Consider the following 18,607-nt stretch of genomic DNA (forward strand, 5'->3'; position numbering starts at 1 on the left):
ATAAAGGAATCATTAAAAAATGATAAATTAGCTATTTAATTTATCATTTTTTTTATGAAGAAGTTTTTTAAAATCATAGCAGCCTTACTTATTGTAATTATTGGCTTTTTTGTTGTGTATTATTTCATCAATAACAAAGATTTACCCAAAGGTAAAACTGGTAAAGATGCAGATGCTTTGGCAATTAAAATGTTCAATGCAATCAATCATCAAGCCTTTGAGAACACCGAAGTTTTAGAATGGAACTTTATAAACACTCATTTTTACAAATGGTACAAACAAGAGCATAAAGTAAACGTTTCTTGGGATGAAAATAAAGTGATTTTAAATACAAAAGATCATTCTAAATCTGAAGTTTTTGTAAACGAAAAAAAAGTAAATAATAAAGAACTACTACAAAAAGCAATTGGTTATTTTAACAACGATTCTTTTTGGTTAGTAGCTCCGTATAAAATATTTGATCCTGGTACTGAAAGGAGTATTGTACAGCATAAAGGTAAAGATGCATTACTAATTACCTATACTTCTGGTGGTTCTACTCCTGGAGATTCTTATTTATGGATTTTAGATGAAAACTACTTTCCTACTTCCTTTAAAATGTGGACTTCAATTATTCCTATTGGTGGTGTTTCTGCTACTTGGGCAAATTGGAAAACCACTGAAGCAGGGATAAAACTACCAACAAAACATACTCTTTCTTTATTTGGAATGGAGATTTCTATGGGTAATGTAAAAGCTTACAATCCAAAAGCAAATAATTTGGCTGATAAAATTTTAAAAGCAATTCATCATAAAAACTATAAAAATACCAAATTTTTAGAATGGAGTTTTGGCGGAAAAAGAACTTTTAAATGGAATAAAGATGCGCATATTGTTGATGTTTCTTGGGATGATTTTAGAGTAAACCTATACCCAGCAGATATTGCAAAAAGCACAGTATATTTTGAAGGAATTAAGCAAGAAGATACTGATGAAAAAGTAGTAAAAAGAGCTTGGGATATTTTTAATAACGATTCTTTTTGGTTAGTTGCGCCGCATAAATTGTATGATGATGGCGTAGTTAGAAACATAGAAAAAATTGATGGTAAAGAAGCACTAAGAGTTACCTACACTTCTGGAGGAACAACTCCAGGAGATTCCTATGTTTGGCTTTTAGACGAAAACTATATACCCAAAAGCTACAAAATGTATTTAAAAAATGGCAGAATGAATGGCACACCAGCCACTTGGCAAGATTGGATTACAACAGAAAGCGGTACCTTATTACCAACAAACCACACATTTGCTAATGGTAATCAATTGAGTATGGGTAAAGTAAAAGGTTACAATTAAAGTATGAATAAAGATTTATTAAACAGCTTATTAGAAGCTTTACAGTTTTCACCAAACAACATTCCTTTAAAATTACAAATTGCAAAATTATATATTGAGGATAATGCTGTTGCTAAAGCAGAAAAATTTTTAACAGAAATACTAAATTTAGATAGAAACAATGTTGATGCTAAGTTTCAACTAGCAAAAATTTACTTTAAGCAAAATAAATATGCCCCAGCAGAAATTGTTTTAGAAGAAATAGTAGAAACTTCATCAGATGAAAAACATTTAGAATTATTATGTTATTGTTATTTGCATCAAAATGAAATTGGCAAGGCAAAAGATATGTATAGCACTATTTTAAATCAAAATAATACTTATAAAAATGAAGATTTTGATAAAAAATTAAGAGTAACTGCAACCACTATTAATGATGATGATTTTGTTGATGATGATGCTTTACAGTTTTTGAAAAAACCTTCAATTCAATTCAAAGATATTGGTGGGATGGATAAAGTAAAAGAAGAAATTGCTTTAAAAATTATAAAACCACTTCAGCATCCAGAATTATACAAAGCCTATGGCAAAAAAATTGGAGGAGGAATTTTATTATATGGCCCACCAGGTTGTGGAAAAACACATATTGCCAGAGCTACAGCTGGCGAAATTAATGCAAATTTTATCAATGTAAGCATCAATGATATTTTAGACATGTGGATTGGCAATTCAGAAAAAAATTTAAACGAAATTTTTGAATTGGCCAGAAGAAACACGCCTTGCGTAATCTTTTTTGATGAAATTGATGCTCTTGGTGCCAATAGAAATGATGTAAGTAAAACTTCTGGAAGATCAGTAATCAATCAATTTTTAAGTGAGTTAGATGGTTTATCTTCAGATAATGATGGAGTGCTTATTTTAGGAGCCACAAATACACCTTGGCATTTAGATCCTGCGTTTAGAAGACCAGGAAGATTTGATCGTATTATTTTTGTTTCTCCTCCAGATATGGAAGCTAGAAAAGCTATTTTTTCTATTAAACTCAATGGCAAACCAACAGATATTGTTGATACATCAGACATCGCTAAAAAAAGTGACCAATTTTCAGGAGCAGATATTAATGCTGTAATTGATGTAGCTATTGAACAGAAACTTTCGGAATCTTTTAAAGATGGAATTCCGAAACCTTTACAATCTAAAGATATTTTAAAAGCGATTAAAAAAGTAAAACCAAGCACAAAAGAATGGTTTAACTCTGCTAAAAACTATGCCTTATACGCAAACGATTCTGGCTTGTATGATGAAGTGTTAACCTATTTGAAAATTAAAAAATAATGGAAAACCAACATTATTTAAGAGGTATTCAATTGTATGAATTAGAGAGGTACCAAGATGCTGTTTCTTACTTTAAAAAGGCTTTAGAATTTGATCCTGAAGATTATAGTACTATTTTTCATTTAGCGCATTGTTATTTACAGTTAGATGATTTAGAAAAATCTGAGGAAATGGCTAATGCTTTATTGCAAATAAACCCCGATAATGAAAATGTGTATTTTTTATTATCTCAAATTTATTTAAGTAAAAGTAACTTAAAAAAAGCATTAGAGTTTATAGATAAAGCCATTAGCATATATCCGTATGAAGCCGATTTTTTTGGTCAAAAATCATACATTCAGCTAAATGAAAAAAACTACGAATCTTCACTAAATTTCGCTAATGAAGGTTTGGCTTTAGAGCCTAATAACAAATTGTGTTTAAACGCAAGAGTTCAGGCGCTTACAAAACTGAACAGAAAAGAAGAAGCCACTGCCACTATAGAAAACTTGTTAGAAAAAGATCCTGAAAATGTGTATTCTCATGCAAATGTTGGCTGGTCTAAATTAGAAAACGGTAATACCAAAGAGGCTTTACATCACTTTAAACAAGCTTTGGCTTTAGACCCTAATTTTGAGTATGCTAGAGAAGGTATGAGCACAGCCTTAAAAGCAAAAAACGTTGTTTACAACTTGTATTTAAAATATTCATTTTGGATGAGCAAAAAAAGCACCAAACAACAATGGATTTTTATTATTGGTATGTATTTGGCCTATCGTTTTTCGGTGAAATTATTGTCAAATACAACCTACACTTTTTTAGTAATTCCTATTATCATACTTTATTTACTTTTTGCTTTAGGTGGTTGGTTGATGGAATCTTTATCCAACGCTATTTTAATTTTTGACAATTATGGTAAATACTTGTTAGATAAGGACCAACAAAAAAGTGGACGTGCTTTTCAGCTTTTACTTTTAGGAGCCATTTTAGCAATTGTTTGTTATGGTGCATTTACTAACCAATATTTTTTGCTTTTAGGCTTTGCATTTCTTTGTAGTTTAGTGCCACTGCCTAGAGCATTTCTCATCATAACAAAAAACAAAAAATTATTTCATTTTGGTGTGGGTATTGCTATGTTGGCAACTGCCTTTCTAGGTGTTTTTTTTACAGACGATTTAATGCTGTTAGGCTCAATTGTTTTAATTCTTTTAATCGCTTTTACTTGGCTCGATAATATTATTAAGTAAATTTATAGATCTTAATACTTTATTTTATGACTTCAAAAACAATAGCAAACGGAATATTAAGAGCCTTAGCAATTATTCTGGGTATATTTTTACTTGGCTATTTTTTACTAAAAATTCAATCTGTAATTGTGTATATCATTATAGCTGGTGTTTTGTCTTTAATAGGTAGGCCATTTATTCTTTTTTTAAGAAAAAAGTTAAAGTTTCCAAACACACTAGCTGTTATTACCACAATGGCCATGATGCTAGGGTTATTAACAGGTATTGTAATTTTATTTATTCCTTTGGTTTTAGAACAAGGTAGAAGTTTATCTTTATTAGAGGTTGATAAATTACAAGAAAATATACAAGGTATTTTTAATCAAATTACCGCTTATTTTGCATCCAAAGGAATTGATATTTTAAAGGAAATTGAAAGTATGGATTTTGCCAATCAGTTTAAAGCAATTCCTAATTTATTCAACGCTATTATTGCAGCTTTAGGATCTATAAGTATTGGTTTGTTTTCTATTTTATTTATCTGTTTTTTCTTTATGAAAGATAGTCAATTGCTAAAAAATGGTATTTTAACCATCATCCCTAATAACACCGAAAATCGTTTTTCTAAATCTTTAGAAACTATTAATGATTTACTTTCTCGTTATTTTTTAGGGCTAATTATTCAGATATTAATTTTGTTTGTTTTATATACTATTATATTGCTGTCTTTTAACATTTCTAATGCAATTGTTATTGCCTTTTTATGTGCTCTTTTAAATTTAATTCCTTATGTAGGGCCATTAATTGGCGCTATTTTGATGTTTATTTTATCGATGACAAGTAATATTGGTTTAGAGTTTCAAACAGAAATTCTACCCACTTCTCTATGGATTTTATTTTGCTATGGCCTTGCTCAAATTTTAGATAATTTTGTGAGTCAGCCTGTAATTTTTTCTAAAACCACAAAATCTCATCCTTTAGAAATTTTTTTAATAATTGTTATTGGCGGTTTACTTTTTGGCATTATAGGTATGATAACTGCTGTGCCTACCTACACAGCTCTTAAGGTTATTTTAAAAGAGTTTCTATCCGAAAATAAAATCGTTAAATCTTTAACTAAAAGCCTATAATTTCTTTTGAATTTACATATTCTAAAACCAGAAGTTCAACAATTTATTGACAATCATTTAAACACAGAAATCACAAGACTAATTTTAAAAGGCAGTCCTTTTAAAGAGGTTTCTATACAAGAATTGGCCAACCAAATAATTGCAAAACAAAAATCTAAGAAAAAACTACCTACTTGGTTTTCTGGTAAAAACTTATATTACCCACCTAAATTGAGTATTGAACAAACCTCATCAGAAATAACTGCAAAATATAAATCAGGTTTGGTTTTTGGTGATACAATTATTGATATTACTGGTGGTTTTGGTATAGATTGTTACTTTTTTTCAAAACAATTTAAACAAGTAATACATTGCGAAATTAACGAAGAATTGTCTGCAATTGTAAAACACAACTACCAACAATTAAAAACAGAAAATATTAAAAACATTGCATCTAATGGATTTGACTATTTAAAGAAAAGTAAAGAAACTTATGATTGTATTTATATAGATCCTTCAAGAAGAGATGATGTTAAAGGTAAAGTGTTTTTGCTAAAAGATTGTCAGCCTTACATTCCGCCAAAAATCGATTTCTTTTTTAACAAAGCAAAGCATATTTTAGTTAAAGTATCACCTATTTTAGACATTTCAAATACTATTAAAGATTTAAAAAATGTTAAAGAAGTTCATATTGTTGCTGTAAATAATGAAGTAAAAGAACTACTTTTTTTGTTAGAAAAAGACTTTAAAGGAAACATAAAAATTAAAACAGTTAATTTTCAAAACAAGCTTACCCAACAATTTGAATTCTATTTCGAAACAAAAGTCGAATCCAATTATTCAGAACCTCTTACCTATTTATACGAGCCAAATGCTGCTATTTTAAAATCTGGCGGATTTCATCAAATATCAAATCAACTCAACGTTTTTAAATTACATCAACACGCTCACCTCTATACATCAAACAACCTCATAAATTTTCCAGGAAGAAGGTTTAAAATAGAACATACTTTAACTAACGATAAGAAAAAACTTAGAAAATTATTGCCTCAAAAAAAGGCAAACATAACCACAAGAAATTACCCTAAAACAGTTGCACAGTTTAGAAAAGAAACTAAAATTAAAGATGGTGGAGAGATATACATCTTCTTAACAACCATTTTAAACAACAAACAAATTATAGTTATTTGCAAAAAAATAAGCGTTTAGCCAACAGATTAACAATATTTTACGTTTTACAAATTATAACAAGCTATTTTATTTTTATCTTTGTGCAGGCTTTACGTGTTTTATTATTAGGGGTATAAAACACTAAAGTTTAAGTCTCGGTTTTTATCGAGACTTTTTTATGCTCGTAGTTTTTCATTAAATTTGTAAAGAGCAGAAACCCAAAAATTTATGCAAATAAGCAATTATCAAGGTATAAGAATTACCTCAAATCATCATGTAAAAACTGATGATTTTCTAGTAATCGAAGCCCCACTTCAAATTAACATCAACAAAGAACCTTATACTGTTGTAATGCGAACTCCTGATGATGATTTTGACCTTATTAGAGGCCTTCTTTTTGCCGAAGATATTTATAAAAAAACAGAAAATTTAGTATTTAATATTGAAAAAAAGACAGATAATATTCCTTCAATAATTAATGTTTCTATTCTTAAAAAAGATTTAGGAAAAGGATACTTAAATAAGCGAACCTTACTATCGGTTTCTTCTTGTGGTATTTGTGGCAAAAAAGAGTTGAAAGATTTAAAAACAAAGGGCAAATCATTAACTACAGCAACTACAACTACAGCTAAAAATCTGCATAAAATGCATGCCATTATGAACGATTTTCAACAAACCTTCAAACTATCTGGAGGGAGCCATGCTGCTGCGATTTTTAACAAACAACAGCAACTTTTAACCACAAAAGAAGATATTGGTAGACACAATGCAGTTGATAAATCAATTGGGTTTTTGCTTCAACAAAACAACATAAAAGATGCACACTATTTACTAGTAAGTGGCAGAGTTTCTTACGAAATTATAACCAAAGCTTTTGTGGCTAAAATTCCTATAATTGTGGCAGTTTCTGCATGCTCTTCTTTGGCTGTAGATTTTGCCAAAGAATTCGGTATTTGTTTAATCGGCTTTACCAGAAATCAAAAAATGACCATTTACTCTAATAATCAGCACCTTAACAACTTACTAACAGATGCATAAAAAAACAAATGCACAACCTCCAGAAAAACAAACAGGAATTCAATTCAAAAACATTCCTAAAACATCTGTAGGCCCCAAAGCAATTGCCTCTGCTTTAAGCCACATAAAAGACGAAGTTGGCATTATAAAAGGCATTAGTTTGTTAAAAAATATAAATCAAAAATATGGTTTTGATTGCCCTGGTTGTGCTTGGCCAGATCCTGATGAAAAAAGAGCTTTTTTAGCAGAGTATTGCGAAAATGGAGCAAAAGCTGTAGCTGAAGAAGCTACCAAAAATAGAGTTTCACCTTTGTTTTTTACAACATTTTCTGTAAATACTTTATCAAAATTATCTGATTACGAAATTGGTAAAAAAGGCAGAATAACCCATCCAGTTTACTTGCCAGAAGGTGCAGATCATTATCAAGAAATATCTTGGAATGATGCTTTTCATTTAATTGCAAAAGAATTAAATACTTTAGATTCTCCAGACGAAGCTATTTTTTATACTTCTGGGAGAACTAGTAATGAAGCGGCTTACTTATATCAACTATTTGTTCGCCAATTTGGCACCAACAATTTACCTGATTGCTCTAACATGTGCCATGAATCTAGTGGTGTTGCACTAACAGATACATTAGGAATTGGTAAAGGTTCTGTTACTTTAGATGATTTTAATCATACAGATTTAATTATTGTTATTGGTCAAAACCCTGGTACTAATCATCCAAGAATGTTAACTGCTTTGGCTAATGCAAAACAAAAAGGAAGTAAAATTATTACCATAAATCCATTGCCAGAAGTTGGTTTAATGAATTTTACAAACCCTCAAAATCCTTTAAAATGGATTGGAGATGGGCAAGATTTAACAGATATATTTTTACAGGTTAAAATTAATGGCGATTTAGCTTTGTTAAAAATCATCTTAAAATTGATGGTTGAACAAGAAAAAAAACAACCTAATTCTGTTTTTGATAACGATTTTATTAAAGAAAAAACCCACGGAATTGATAGTTTATTAGATGATTTAAAAACGTATTCTATTGATTATTTACTACCTCAAACAGGTGTATCTTTAAATGAAATTAAAGCTGCTGCAGATTTAATTATCAACAATAAAAAAGTAATTACCTGTTGGGCAATGGGTCTTACCCAACATAAAAACGGTGTAGATAATATTAGAGAAATTGTAAACATCTTATTGTTAAAAGGTAGTATTGGTAAAAAAGGCGCTGGTACTTGTCCAGTTCGTGGTCACTCTAATGTACAAGGAGACAGAACTATGGGGATTTGGGAAAAACCAAAACACGGTTTTTTAGATAACTTAGAAAAAGAATTTAAATTTAAAGCACCAAGAGTACATGGTTTAGACGTGGTAGAATCTATTAAAGCAATGCACCAAAATAAGGCAAAAGTGTTTTTTGCAATGGGTGGTAATTTTTTATCAGCTACTCCAGATACAGAATATACAGCACAAGCATTACGCAATTGTAATTTAACAGTTCATGTATCAACAAAATTAAACAGAAGCCATCTCATTCATGGTAAAAAAGCGTTAATTCTGCCTTGCTTAGGTCGTACAGAAAAAGACATACAAAGCTCTGGAGAACAATTTGTTTCTGTAGAAAACTCTATGGGTGTTGTTCATAAATCTCAAGGACATTTAAAACCTTGTTCAGAAAATTTATTAAGCGAAACCGCTATTATCGGTCATTTGGCCAATGTTACACTAAAAACATCAACCACAAATTGGTTAAAATTAATTTCTAATTACGATTTTATTCGTGATAAAATTGAAGCCACAATTTCAGGTTTCAACAATTATAATGCACGTGTTCGTAAAGAGGGTGGATTTTATTTGCCTAACAATGCAAGAGAAAATAATTTTGATGCAACTTCTACAGGCAAGGCAAATTTTAGTGTGAATTCACCCTCAGATATTCACTTAAAAGAAGATGAATTTATAATGATGACAATTAGAACGCACGACCAATACAATACCACAATTTATGGTTTAAATGATCGCTACAGAGGCATTTTAAATGAACGTCGAGTAATTTTGATGAATAGTGAAGACATGAAAAATTTAGATTTAAAAAAGTTAGATGTAGTAGATTTAACAAGTCATTTTAATGATGAAAAACGAGAGGCTAAAAGCTTTTTAGCAATACCTTATAACATCCCAAAACAATGCACAGCTACTTATTTTCCAGAAACCAATGTATTAGTTCCTATAAAAAGTACGGCAAAACGCAGCAATACACCAACATCCAAAGCAATAATCATAACCATTTCTAAAAAATAATTTTATAAAATGAAAAAACTATTTTTTTTATTCGCCCTTTTCTTAGCAAATATAACCATCTATGCACAACAAGAAAATGTACCTAAAAAGAAAACTCAAAAAGCATTTGGTAAACTAGATTTTCTTTCTATTAAAATGCCTGAAACAAACATACCCAACGAAAAAAATATGGGTTTTACAGGAATTCATTACAATTTAATGTTAAATGAATGGGCATATGCAGGAGCTGGTATTTATGGCGCTGTTAGTGGCAGTAGAGGTGGCTTTTTTACTTTAGGTGTAAATGCAGGAATTAAAAAATACTTAGGTAAAGATTTTTATGTAGATACAGGTTTTCATTTAGGTGCTGGTGGTGGAGCAACCGCTCCAGATGGTGGTGGTATATTTATTTTACCGCATCTTAACTTAGGATATGATTTTAAAAACTTTTCCATAAATTCGGGTTGGAGTTATGTAAATTTCTTTGATGATGGAGAAATTAAAGGAAACCAATTTATTGTTGGTTTAGAAATTCCTTTAGATTATACGTATTCTGATTATAAAATGTCAGAAAATGAGTATGATTTTGATATGCTACAAAACTCAGATTGGAATATAAATTCTAAGAAAACATCTCTAATGTTTCATCAAAATAACCTAAAAATTAAAGGCGATATTGATAACCCTAATATTAAACGATATGGAAACGCTACTATTAGATTAGCTGGTTTTGAACTGGCAAACTATTTTAATAAAAATTGGTTTGCATTTTTAAAAGTTGATGGGGCTTTTGATGGTATAAAAGCGGGTTTTATGGACGTATTTTTAGGTGGTGGTTATTTATTACCAATTAACAAAAACAATACCAATATTTTAGCAAAATTTGGTGTTGGTGCTGCTGGTGGTGGTGGTGTTGATACTCAAGGTGGTTTTTTATTGTATCCTGATGTATCTATTGAACAACGAATTTTTAATGATTTCTTTTTATCTATTAATAAAGGGTACGTAATCTCTCCAAACTCACATTTCAACACCTCTTCTTTAGGTGTAGGTTTAAAGTATTATGTAGAAAGAAGTGGTATCATTTCCGATAAATCATTTACTAGCGGAAAATTTAAAGGTTTTGAAGTGGTTATTAAGCACGATTTATACTTAGATGCTGAACGAGATGGAACAATACCTACAGAAGATTTACACCAAATAGCTTTGCAGATTAATTTCGATTTAACTAAAAACATTTTTGTTGCAGGCCAAACTGCTTTTGCTAGTTTTGGAAATGCTGGTGCTTATGCTGAGGGAATTGTTGGTTTAGGAGCAAGAACAAATCCTTTTTTAAATGATAAAGTAACTGTTTTTGGTCAAGTATTGGCTGGCGCTGCTGGTGGTGGAGATATTAGTACTGGTGAAGGTTTAATTTTTAAACCTGCTGCTGGTTTTAATTATAAACTCAATAATAGTTTAAGTTTTAGAACTTCTGCTGGTTATGTAAAAGCTAAAGGAGGTGATTTAAGTAGTGTAATGTTTAATTTAGGTATAAAATATCACCTATCTTTTTTAAAAATGAATCAATAAAAACGTATTTTTATAGGGCAAATTTATAGGATATTTAAATGAAAATTAAAAGCGTTTTACTGTCTAGTATATTTTTTTTGCTGAATTCTTTAATTATGAATGCTCAAAAAATTCATATCACACCAAATCCACAGAAAATCATTGAGGGTAGTAATTCTCTAAAAATCAGCAATGAAACTCAAATTGTTTTTGATACTATTAGTAATCCTAACGCTACAAATCTTCAAACATTTTTTAAAGAAAGTTATGGTTTATCGTTAAAAACTACAGATTATCAAAATTTGAAAAAAAATTATATCAGTTTTCAAGTTGATGAAAACTTAACTGAAGAGGCTTACGAATTAACAGTTGAAAATGATAAAATTATTATTTGTGCTAAAAACAATACAGGTTGGTTTTACGGTTCACAAACTTTAAAACAACTTTGCGAATACAATTCGTATTATTCTAAATATGAAAAGTATATAGAAATCAAAGATATAAAAATCATAGATGCTCCAAGATTTAAATGGAGAGCTTTTATGTTAGATGAAGCACGTTATTTTAAAGGCATAAAGCAAGTTAAAATGCTTTTAGATGAAATGGCATTTTTAAAAATGAATGTATTTCATTGGCATTTGGTAGATGATCAAGGCTGGCGCATCGAAATCAAAAAATATCCAAAACTAACAGAAATTGGGGCAAAAAGAAAAAGTACACAAGTTGGCGCTTTGCAATGGGAAAGCCCTATACAATCTGGCCAACCTCACAAAGGTTTTTATACCCAAAAGCAAATTAAAGAAATTGTAGCGTATGCTAAAGAAAGACATATTACTGTGGTTCCAGAAATTGAAATGCCTGGACATTCTACTGCTGCTATTGCTTCATATGCTTGGCTAGGAACCTCGAAAAATAAAATTGAAGTACCCATAAAATTTGGTGTAGGAAAAGATGTTTATGATGTTACCAATCAAAGAGTACTTCAATTTTTAAAGGATGTTTTAGATGAAGTGATGACCCTTTTTCCATCAAAAGTAATTCATATTGGTGGTGATGAAGTGAAATACAATCACTGGAAAAATTCTGCATCCGTTCAAAAATATATGAAGGCCAATAATTTGGCAACTCCTGCAGATTTACAAGTTTTTTTTACAAACAACATCTCAAAATATTTAGAAACTAAAGGACGTAGAATGATGGGTTGGAACGAAATTATGGGACATAATTTACATTATTACCAAAATAAAAAAGACACTAAAACTACCCAAAAACTAGCAAAAAAAAGTATTATTCATTTTTGGAAAGGAGATGTAGATTTGGCTACAACAGCCGCAAGTAATGGCTATGAAATTGTTAACTCTCTGCACACATATACTTATTTAGATTATACCTATAAAAATTTACCATTATCTAAAGCCTACACTTTTGATCCTATTCCAGATAAATTAGACAAAAAATATCATGATAAGATAATTGGTTTAGGTTGCCAAATGTGGGGAGAATGGATTCCTACAAATGGTGAAATGCATTTTAAAGTTTTTCCTAGAATTGCAGCTTATGCAGAAGTGGGCTGGACAATTAAAAAAAATAAAAATTTTACGGCTTTTAAAGTTGCACTTAAAAATTTACAGAAACGTTGGCAAACAAAAGAAATTTATTTTGCACCTGCTAAATATGTAGAGAAATAAAAATCAATGTTAAAAAAAATTATTTCAATTGCCCCTGGTAGAACCTGTTTATTTGGTGATCACCAAGATTATTTAGGATTGCCAATTATAGCTTGTGCAATTAACAAACATATTACCTTAACTGCCGTAAAAAATAATTGCAACACTTTTCAAATTGATTTACCAGATATTAACAAAAAAAGATCTATTGGTATTTATGATAAATTTGGCACTCTAGAAAAACAAGATTTTTTTCAATCAGCATTACAAGTTTTAAAAAAATATAATTGCATTCCGAATCATGGATATAACATTCATATTACAGGAACAATACCTATAAACTCTGGTACGTCTAGCTCATCTGCACTTGTAGTAGCTTGGGTGCAATTTTTAATTAAAGCATTTGGTGATGAAGCACTGTTGAGTCCAGAAAAAATTTCGCAAATAGCTTTCGAGGCAGAAGTCTTAGAGTTTAATGCACCTGGAGGTAAAATGGATCAGTATAGTATTGGTTTAGGAAATATTATTTATTTAGAAACTGGTAACAACTTTTCTTACAAGGTTTTAAAAGTTCCTTTAACAGGCTTAATTATGGCAGATTCTGGTGTACCAAAAGAAACCATAGGACTATTAAAACAATTAAAAACAAACACTTGGAAAGCTATTGAAGAAGTAAAAAGTCAAGTTCCAAATTTTAATTTAAAGACTGCAAAAATTGAAGATTTACAAAAATATCTAAATTATGTTTCTGATGACATACAACCTTATTTTGAAGCTGCTTTAGGTAATTTTAATGTTACTAAAAAAGCTTTAGCATCATTTAAAAAAGAAAATTTAGATCTTGTAGAAATTGGTAATTTAATGAATCAACATCATTATTACTTAAAAAACCTCTTAAAAATTACCGTCCCAAAAATTGATGATATGATTGATGCTGCTTTAAATTTTGGTGCTTTAGGAGCAAAAATTGTGGGTTCTGGTGGTGGTGGAAGCATTGCTGTTTTATCACCTAAACACAGAGAAAAAGAAATATCAAATGCCATTTTAAAGGCGGGTGCAAAAAACGTATATATTGCTAAAGTTGATGAAGGCGCAAAAGTTTCGGTCATAAATTCTTAATTAAAAATGCATAAAAACTTAATTATTTTAGCTGGTGGCATGTCATCAAGAATGAAAAAATCAGCAAACTCAACATCTGTAAACGATCAAGAAAACTACCAAGCAAATCATAGAAGTAAAAGCTTAATTAGTGTTGGTAATGCTGGGAGACCTTTAATGGATTATTTATTGTACAATTCTAAAAAAGCGGGTTATAGCAATATTTATATTGTTATTAATGAAAAAGGCGGTTTGTTTAAAGAGTTTTATGGCAACAATAAATCGAATAATAATTTCAACGGATTAAACATATCGTTTGCAATTCAATATATCCCTAAAAACAGAATAAAACCTTTTGGTACTGCTGATGCCGTTTTACAAGCTCTAGAACAATTTCCTGAATTAAAACAAAATCAATTTACGGTTTGCAATAGTGATAATTTGTATTCGATAAAATCACTAAAATTGTTGAGAAAAACCACTCATAAAAACGCCTTAATTTCTTATGATAGAGACGCACTAGATTTTAATTTAGATAAAATATACTCGTTTGCAATTATGAATTTTAATGAAGATAATTATTTAAAAGATATTATTGAAAAACCAACTATTGAACAAGCTAAAGAGTTTAAAGATAAAGATGGTAAAACAAGAATAAGCATGAACTTGTTTAAATTAGATGGTAAAATGATATATCCTTATTTGCAAAACTGCCCTGTTCATCCAATACGTAATGAAAAAGAGTTACCAAGTGTTGTTTTAAACTGTATAGCCGATTATAAAGCATCTTTTTTAGGTATACCTTGCTCTGAGCATGTGCCCGATTTAACCGCAAAAGATGATATTATTACCATAAAAGAATATTTGAAAAAGCATTATCCAGAGAGTTTAAATTGGACTTAGAATTTTTATATTGCAACAATTGTAATCCTTTTACCAATTAGTTTATGATCAACCTAAGTACATTAGATTATGTTTTAATTATTTCATTTTTTTTAATTACACTATTTATAGGAATCTATGTTTCCAAAAAATCAGGAAAAAATGCAACAGAGTATTTTCTTTCTGGTAGAAATATGCCTTGGTGGCTGTTAGGAGTTTCTATGGTTGCTACTACTTTTTCTACAGATACACCAAATTTTGTAACAGATATTGTTAGAAAAGATGGCGTTTCTTCTAATTGGATGTGGTGGGCTTTTTTAATAACAGGGCTATTAACTGTTTTTGTTTATGCCAAATTATGGCGAAAATCTGAAGTAAAAACAGATATAGAATTTTATGAACTTCGCTATGGAGGTAAACCCGCAAAGTTTTTAAGAGCTTTTAGAGCTTTATACTTAGGGTTTCTATTCAATATTTTTGCAATGGCTGGTGTAACTTTAGCTGCCATAAAAATAGGCAGTATAATGCTTGGTTTACAACCTTGGGAAACGATTATTTATGCAGGTACAATTACCGTAATTTTTAGTGCTTTAGGAGGATTTAAAGGTGTAGTTTACACAGATTTTTTATTATTTTTTACAGCCATGTCTGGTTCCATTGGTGCTGCTTATTATTTAGTTAATTTACCAGAAATTGGCGGCATTGAAGCATTAATTACGCACCAAAATGTAGTTGATAAACTATCTATTTTACCAGATTTTAGTAACACTGAGGCATTGATTACCTTACTTATAATACCTTTAGCTGTGCAATGGTGGAGCTCTTGGTACCCAGGAGCAGAACCTGGTGGTGGTGGCTATATTGCACAAAGAATGTTAGCTGCTAAAGATGAAAATCATGCAATTGGGGCAACATTTTTCTTTAATATAATGCACTATGCATTGCGTCCTTGGCCTTGGATTTTAGTTGCGTTAGCTTCCTTAATTGTTTTTCCTGATGTAGCTAGTATTCATGATGCTTTTCCTTCTATTTCTCAAGATAAATTAGGTGATGATTTAGCTTATTCTGCAATGCTAACCAAATTGCCTAGTGGTTTATTAGGTTTGGTTTTAGCCTCATTAATTGCGGCATATATGTCTACCATTTCAACGCATTTAAATTGGGGCTCATCTTATATTGTAAATGACTTTTATAAACAACATATAAAAAAAGATGCATCAGAAAAACACCTAGTTGCTGTAGGAAGAATATCTACTATTGTTTTGATGATTCTTAGTGCTCTTTTTGCGTTATATTTACAAAATGCAAAACAGCTTTTTGATATTATAATTATGTTTGGCGCAGGCACAGGACTAATTTTTATCTTAAGATGGTTTTGGTGGAGAATAAACGCTTGGAGCGAAATTTCTGCTATGATAGTTTCTGGAATTATCTCTTTAATATTTTCATCGGAAAATATAAGTGATTTGTTTTTTGGTGCAACTGGCTTTCTCCCTATTTGGGCAAAGTTGCCAGTAATAGTTTTTACAACCACTCTTATTTGGCTTATGTTCACCTTTATTACAAAACCAGAAAAACAAGAAGTCCTTATAAAATTTTATAATAAAACACAGCCTGGAGGACCTGGTTGGTCTTCTGTTTTAGCTAAACTACCAAAATCTGAAATCTTAATTGAGAAAAATGAAAATTGGAATGTTCCTTGCGGAATTTTAGCAATGCTATTAGCTTGTATTTTGATATACAACTGCTTATTTACTGTAGGATATTGGATTTATGGTAAAACAATAAATGCATGTATAACTACATTTTTAGCTATAATTTCTGGTTTTTTTCTGATAAAAACATGGAAAAAAATAAAAATGGATGTTTTTTAAAATTTAAATTTATAATTTTTTTATAAATAGTTTAGCAGAATAAATGTTAGTAACCTGAGTCAAACTAAGAACTACTGTTGATAAACTTGGCTCCAATTTAATGATTTTTGCCTTAACTTAGAAAACTTAAATGACAATAGTCTTCTTAATGTCATTAGATGTATAAATCATCATAATAACCTTGTAAAATTCTAAATTAAATAGAGTAGCCTGAACTTGAGTAAAACAAGTTTAAATAGTTTATATAAAGTTGTAATTTTTACTTTTAATTGATAGAATTGAAACCATTTTTCAATTCAAATAACTTTCAATATGCCTAAGCAAGTATTTTTAATAAAAAAAACTCTACAAAATTATGTAGAGTTTTTTTAACTAATTGTGACCGGGCTGGGGCTCGAACCCAGGACCCTCTCCTTAAAAGGGAGATGCTCTACCAACTGAGCTACCAGGTCATTGTTTTTCCGTAAGCGGGTGCAAATATATGCGTTATTTTAAAAAAACCAAAGTTTTTTTTTATTTTTTTTCGTTTAAATATGCTTCACGAACTTTTTTAAATAAATTGGAAGAATATACAAAATCAACAACATCCTCATTATCAGTTCTAAACATTTCTTCACTATTTCCTTCCCATGCTTTTCTTCCGTTTTTTAAAAAAAGGATTTTTTCTCCTATTTCCATAACAGAGTTCATATCGTGTGTGTTAATTACCGTAGTTATTTTATATTCATCTGTAATTTCTTGAATTAAATTATCAATTACAGTTGCTGTTTCTGGGTCTAAACCTGAGTTTGGTTCATCACAAAATAAATATTTAGGGTTCATAACTATGGCTCTAGCTATGGCAACCCTTTTTTGCATCCCCCCAGATAATTCTGCTGGTAATTTTTTATTTGAATTTTTTAAATTTACCCGTTCTAAAACAAAATTTACTCGTTCTAGCATTTGTACTTGAGATTTTTTTGTAAACATCTTTAAAGGAAACATTACATTTTCTTCTACAGTTTGCGAATCAAATAAAGCACCACCTTGAAAAACCATTCCAATTTCTTGACGCCATTGCCTTTTTTCTGCAATCGTAAACTTTGTATTGATTCTTCCATCAAAAGAAATAGTACCTGCTTCTGGCGTATGTAAACCAATTAAAGATTTTAAAAAAACTGTTTTCCCAGCACCACTTTGCCCTATAATCAAACTTGTTTTTCCTGGATGAAATGTTGTTGTTATTCCTTTTAACACCTCAACATCACCAAAACCTTTGCGTAAATCTTTAACTTCTATCATTTAAGTAAGTAACATTTGGGTTAAAAAATAATTAGCAACTACAATTAAAATTGTGGTCCAAACTACTGCTTGTGTACTAGCTTTACCCACTGCAATAGAACCACCTTTAACATAATACCCAAAATAAGAGGGTACAGTGGCTATTAGAAAAGCAAATACCAATGTTTTTATAATTGCATAGGTTAATAAAAATGGTTTAAACTCTGTTTGTAAACCCAATATATAATCTACACCACTAAACAAACCCGATAGTACACCTGCAATCCAACCTCCAAAAATACCTAGCATCATTCCTAATGATATTAAAAAAGGATAAAAGAAAACAGTTGCAATTACTTTTGGCAATACTAAATGGTTTAAAGAATTTACCCCCATAACGTCTAAGGCATCAATTTGCTCTGTTACTCGCATTGTACCAATACTAGAAGTGATATAGGATCCCACTTTACCTGCCAAAATAATAGAACAAAATGTGGGCGCAAACTCTAAAATAATAGATCTTTTGGCGGCAAAGCCTATTAATGACCTTGGTATAAATGCACTGTCTAAATTCAAAGCGGTTTGCAAAGCAATTACACCACCTATAAAAAAAGAAATAAACATAATAATACCAAGAGACTTTAAACCTAGTTCTTCTATTTCTTTAATTAGCGATTCATAAAAAATAATCCACTTTTGAGGTCTTTTAAAAACCTGTTTCAGCATCATAAAAAATTTGCCTATATGTTCTAAGTAATTCACAGATTAGATTTTGTGCTAAATTAATAAATAACATTTAGACAATATAGGTTTCATTGTAACAATGTAAAAATTAATTACTTTT

14 protein-coding genes and 1 tRNA gene are annotated in these 18,607 nt (G+C 30.1%); 12 read left to right on the forward strand and 3 right to left on the reverse strand.

Translation table 11 applies throughout. The features are described 5' to 3' along the window. Positions 1 to 54: 54 nt before the first annotated feature. The 12 genes from ACW9UN_RS02940 to ACW9UN_RS02995 all read left to right on the forward strand — a co-directional run bounded on the left by ACW9UN_RS02940 (position 55) and on the right by ACW9UN_RS02995 (position 16,503). The gene (locus ACW9UN_RS02940) at positions 55 to 1,332 is read left to right on the forward strand and encodes a hypothetical protein (protein WP_459483739.1); all 1,278 of its coding nucleotides are present in this window, start codon (positions 55 to 57) and stop codon (positions 1,330 to 1,332) included. Between the two features lie 3 nt (positions 1,333 to 1,335). Next, positions 1,336 to 2,646: an AAA family ATPase gene (locus tag ACW9UN_RS02945; protein ID WP_459483740.1), complete on the forward strand. Its 1,311-nt coding sequence runs from the start codon at positions 1,336 to 1,338 to the stop codon at positions 2,644 to 2,646. After that, on the forward strand, positions 2,646 to 3,872 hold the full coding sequence (locus tag ACW9UN_RS02950; RefSeq protein ID WP_459483742.1) for a tetratricopeptide repeat protein: 1,227 nt from the start codon (positions 2,646 to 2,648) through the stop codon (positions 3,870 to 3,872). Before ACW9UN_RS02945 ends, ACW9UN_RS02950 begins: the two co-directional genes overlap by 1 nt. Positions 3,873 to 3,898: 26 nt before the next feature. Next, complete coding sequence (locus tag ACW9UN_RS02955; RefSeq protein WP_459483744.1) at positions 3,899 to 4,981, forward strand: AI-2E family transporter; 1,083 nt, start codon at positions 3,899 to 3,901, stop codon at positions 4,979 to 4,981. A 6-nt stretch (positions 4,982 to 4,987) separates the two neighbouring features. After that, entirely contained in the window at positions 4,988 to 6,169 is a 1,182-nt protein-coding gene (locus ACW9UN_RS02960) for a class I SAM-dependent methyltransferase (protein WP_459483745.1), read from the forward strand. Positions 6,170 to 6,358: 189 nt separating this feature from the next. Further along, complete coding sequence (gene fdhD / locus ACW9UN_RS02965) at positions 6,359 to 7,168, forward strand: formate dehydrogenase accessory sulfurtransferase FdhD (RefSeq protein WP_459483746.1); 810 nt, start codon at positions 6,359 to 6,361, stop codon at positions 7,166 to 7,168. Continuing rightward, positions 7,161 to 9,452: an FdhF/YdeP family oxidoreductase gene (locus ACW9UN_RS02970; RefSeq protein WP_459483747.1), complete on the forward strand. Its 2,292-nt coding sequence runs from the start codon at positions 7,161 to 7,163 to the stop codon at positions 9,450 to 9,452. The genes fdhD and ACW9UN_RS02970 overlap by 8 nt, the downstream gene beginning before the upstream one ends. A 9-nt stretch (positions 9,453 to 9,461) precedes the next feature. Then, positions 9,462 to 11,003 carry a hypothetical protein gene (locus tag ACW9UN_RS02975; RefSeq protein WP_459483748.1) on the forward strand — a complete coding sequence of 514 codons (1,542 nt, stop codon included), beginning with the start codon at positions 9,462 to 9,464 and terminating at the stop codon, positions 11,001 to 11,003. Between the two features lie 95 nt (positions 11,004 to 11,098). Further along, positions 11,099 to 12,670: a beta-N-acetylhexosaminidase gene (locus ACW9UN_RS02980; RefSeq protein WP_459483749.1), complete on the forward strand. Its 1,572-nt coding sequence runs from the start codon at positions 11,099 to 11,101 to the stop codon at positions 12,668 to 12,670. A 6-nt stretch (positions 12,671 to 12,676) separates the two neighbouring features. Then, on the forward strand, positions 12,677 to 13,768 hold the full coding sequence (locus tag ACW9UN_RS02985; RefSeq protein WP_459483751.1) for a mevalonate kinase family protein: 1,092 nt from the start codon (positions 12,677 to 12,679) through the stop codon (positions 13,766 to 13,768). A 6-nt stretch (positions 13,769 to 13,774) separates the two neighbouring features. Next, the gene (locus tag ACW9UN_RS02990) at positions 13,775 to 14,650 is read left to right on the forward strand and encodes a sugar phosphate nucleotidyltransferase (RefSeq protein WP_459483753.1); all 876 of its coding nucleotides are present in this window, start codon (positions 13,775 to 13,777) and stop codon (positions 14,648 to 14,650) included. Positions 14,651 to 14,694: 44 nt separating this feature from the next. Further along, the gene (locus tag ACW9UN_RS02995) at positions 14,695 to 16,503 is read left to right on the forward strand and encodes a sodium:solute symporter family protein (protein ID WP_459483754.1); all 1,809 of its coding nucleotides are present in this window, start codon (positions 14,695 to 14,697) and stop codon (positions 16,501 to 16,503) included. 379 nt (positions 16,504 to 16,882) lie between these two features. Here the strand turns inward: ACW9UN_RS02995 and ACW9UN_RS03000 are convergent. The 3 genes from ACW9UN_RS03000 to ACW9UN_RS03010 all read right to left on the reverse strand — a co-directional run bounded on the left by ACW9UN_RS03000 (position 16,883) and on the right by ACW9UN_RS03010 (position 18,525). Continuing rightward, a tRNA-Lys gene (locus ACW9UN_RS03000) sits at positions 16,883 to 16,955 on the reverse strand. A 61-nt stretch (positions 16,956 to 17,016) separates the two neighbouring features. Further along, entirely contained in the window at positions 17,017 to 17,784 is a 768-nt protein-coding gene (locus tag ACW9UN_RS03005) for an ABC transporter ATP-binding protein (protein WP_459483756.1), read from the reverse strand. Next, positions 17,785 to 18,525 (reverse strand): MlaE family ABC transporter permease, encoded by a 741-nt coding sequence (locus tag ACW9UN_RS03010; RefSeq protein WP_459483758.1) that lies wholly within the window; start codon positions 18,523 to 18,525, stop codon positions 17,785 to 17,787. Positions 18,526 to 18,607 lie beyond the last annotated feature (82 nt).

It is taken from the genome of Polaribacter litoreus, assembly GCF_054584775.1.

Bases quoted from the DNA above. Each gene is read 5' to 3' on its own strand.
- ACW9UN_RS02940 (WP_459483739.1), top strand. From the start codon at position 55: ATGAAGAAGTTTTTTAAAATCATAGCAGCCTTACTTATTGTAATTATT.
- ACW9UN_RS02945 (WP_459483740.1), top strand. From the start codon at position 1,336: ATGAATAAAGATTTATTAAACAGCTTATTAGAAGCTTTACAGTTTTCA.
- ACW9UN_RS02950 (WP_459483742.1), top strand. From the start codon at position 2,646: ATGGAAAACCAACATTATTTAAGAGGTATTCAATTGTATGAATTAGAG.
- ACW9UN_RS02955 (WP_459483744.1), top strand. From the start codon at position 3,899: ATGACTTCAAAAACAATAGCAAACGGAATATTAAGAGCCTTAGCAATT.
- fdhD (WP_459483746.1), top strand. From the start codon at position 6,359: ATGCAAATAAGCAATTATCAAGGTATAAGAATTACCTCAAATCATCAT.
- ACW9UN_RS02970 (WP_459483747.1), top strand. From the start codon at position 7,161: ATGCATAAAAAAACAAATGCACAACCTCCAGAAAAACAAACAGGAATT.
- ACW9UN_RS02975 (WP_459483748.1), top strand. From the start codon at position 9,462: ATGAAAAAACTATTTTTTTTATTCGCCCTTTTCTTAGCAAATATAACC.
- ACW9UN_RS02980 (WP_459483749.1), top strand. From the start codon at position 11,099: ATGAATGCTCAAAAAATTCATATCACACCAAATCCACAGAAAATCATT.
- ACW9UN_RS02985 (WP_459483751.1), top strand. From the start codon at position 12,677: ATGTTAAAAAAAATTATTTCAATTGCCCCTGGTAGAACCTGTTTATTT.
- ACW9UN_RS02990 (WP_459483753.1), top strand. From the start codon at position 13,775: ATGCATAAAAACTTAATTATTTTAGCTGGTGGCATGTCATCAAGAATG.
- ACW9UN_RS02995 (WP_459483754.1), top strand. From the start codon at position 14,695: ATGATCAACCTAAGTACATTAGATTATGTTTTAATTATTTCATTTTTT.
- ACW9UN_RS03005 (WP_459483756.1), bottom strand. From the start codon at position 17,784: ATGATAGAAGTTAAAGATTTACGCAAAGGTTTTGGTGATGTTGAGGTG.